Raw genomic sequence first — 2,591 nt, forward strand, 5'->3', positions numbered from 1 at the left:
ATTCTCGAACGGCTGGGGTGCGTGACCACGGTCACGGATTCTCGGCATTCGCTTTTCGGCCAGCGGTTTACAGTTTTGCCGGAACGCTCGGGACGCGGTCCCGCTTTTGTCGTTGTCGCATTGCCAGACGGGCGAAGGCGTTCGATCCGGATTTCCTGCACGGATCTTGGCCACGCGTCGCCCCCCGCGGATAAGAGGGCGCTTGATCCACCGCGCGTCAGTGTGCGCACGCTGATCCCATTGGCGCGGCATTTGAACGCGACGCTGTCCCTCCTCGTCGAGGAGGTGATTCGCGATGACTCTTCAAGCTCTTCCGCGTCGCGTAGCGTCTCTATCGCCGTCGACTCCGGCCTGCGCATCCGGCCGGCTCCAGACAGCATCTTCCCGCCTTTGGCCCAATCTGTCGGCCGAGACGCAAACGCAGCTCGCCCAGCTGCTCGCGCAACTGATGCGGCGCATGCAGCCGGCCGACGACGCAACAAGAAGGGGGAGCGCTCATGCTGATGACATTGAGCGCCGCTGACGAGCGCCTGACCACCTCGCATCGCGCCAAACTCGCTTACGTCTACGTCCGGCAATCGTCGGTGAACCAGGTGCGGCAACATCAGGAAAGCACGGAGCTGCAATACCGCCTCGTCGATCGCGCCATCGGGCTGGGATGGCCTCATGAGCGTGTCCAGGTCATCGACGAGGACCTCGGAAAATCGGGCGCGGGCGGCGTCGAGCGCCATGGTTTTCAAAAATTGATTGCCGAGATCGGCCTTGGCAACGCCGGTCTCGTGGTCAGTCTCGATGCGTCGCGCCTGGCGCGCAACAATCGCGACTGGCATCAGCTCCTGGAACTTTGCTCGGTGTTCGGCGTGCTCATCGCGGATGGCGAGCGCCTCTATGACCCGCGCGTCTATCACGACCGCTTGCTGCTGGGGCTGTCCGGCATCATGAGCGAGGCGGAGCTGCACCAGATTCGCATGCGCCTCCATCAGGGAGAACGCCAAAAGGCGTCGCGCGGTGAACTCCGCTTGCCATTGCCTGCCGGGCTCGCCCACGACCGCGCGGGAGCGATCATTCTCAATCCCGATGAAGAGGTGCAGGCCCGTCTCCAGCTCGTCTTCGCCAAGTTCCGGGAGTTGCAGAGCGCTCGAGCCGTAATGCGCTTTTTGCGGGCGAACAGCTTGCCGCTGCCGGTCCGTCCGATCCTCGGTCCGAGCCCACATGATGTTGTCTGGCGCGAAGCCGACAGCGCGCGGGTTCGCAATATTCTTCAGAATCCCACTTATGCTGGGGCCTATGTCTACGGCCGTCGGCAACGGGACCCGGCCCGATGCCGCCCTGGTTCTGTCCGGGGAACCGTCAAGGTGGCTGTCACGGATTGGGCGGTTTGCTTGCAGGCCGCACACCCTGGTTACATCAGCTGGGAGGAGTTCATGGCCAACCAGCGACGATTGGCGGACAACGTCAACCGTTACGAGGCGGGGCACGCCGGCGCGCCGCGCAAAGGCTCGGCGCTGCTTCAGGGCGTCGCTATTTGTGGTCGTTGCGGCCGGCGCATGAGCCTGCGCTACACAGGACCAAATGGCGACTATCCAGTCTATTGCTGCCGGTCCGATCGGGATCAGCGAGGCGTCGCCTTGTGCCAGGAAGTGCGGGCGATGCCGATCGACGCGCTCGTTGAAGACGTTCTCCTCGACGCGCTGGCCCCGGATCGGATTGCGATCGCGCTCGCCGCCATGGGGCACTTGGAAGAAGAGAGCCGACAACTCGAACGGCAATGGGCGCTCCGTCGCGAACGCGCCCGCTACGAGGCGGAGCGGGCGCGCCGCCAATATGATGCGGTCGAACCAGAAAACCGGCTCGTGGCGCGATCGCTGGAGCGGGCCTGGGAGGAGAAGCTGCGCGCCGTCGAGGAGATCGACCGGGAGCATGCACGCTGGCGGGCAGAGGAGCCGCTCGTGTTGCACGAGGCGGATCGCGCCTCGTTGCAAGCGCTCGGCGAAAACCTGCCGAGAATCTGGCGCGCGGCCACAACATCACCCGCCGACCAAAAACGCATTTTGCGATTCATCGTTCGCGAAGCAATCCTCGATCAAAAGCGGGCGCATGGTCAGGTATGGCTGAAGATTATCTGGCAGACCGGCGCAACCAGTGAGCATTGCTTACAGAGGCGCGTTCACACTTACCGCGACTACGTCGATCTCGACGGGCTGCGGCGGCGGACCACGGAGCTCAACGCCGCCAACAAGATGGACAAAGAGATCGCGGAAACCCTCAATCGAGAGGGTTTTGTCGCGGCGCGTGGTTGCGCATTCAAGGGAGGCAATGTCTGGTTGCTGCGCACCCATTGGGGCATACCAACGGTTAAAATCAACGGCGTCGACGCGAACCCGCCGCAGTGGCCTGACGGCAGCTACTCGATCCAGGGCGCCGCATCGGCGATCGGTGTGACGCCGCAAACGATTTTCGATTACCTCGCTCGTGGACTGTTGGCCGGCCATCAGCTCACGAAGGGCCAGCCTTGGCAAATCGACCTCTCAATCGAACAAATCGATAGGCTTCGCACCCAACTCCAGCGCATGAGGCGTTCGAGAAAGGAG

The 2,591-nt window shown here is 63.2% G+C and carries 1 protein-coding gene; it reads left to right on the forward strand.

The features are described 5' to 3' along the window. Window positions 1-497: 497 nt before the first annotated feature. Window positions 498-2,591 (forward strand): recombinase family protein (locus NEI07_RS03865; protein ID WP_256032848.1); only part of this gene is annotated, 2,094 nt, incomplete at its 3' end.

This window comes from Methylocystis suflitae, from assembly GCF_024448135.1.
Lineage (GTDB): Bacteria > Pseudomonadota > Alphaproteobacteria > Rhizobiales > Beijerinckiaceae > Methylocystis > Methylocystis suflitae.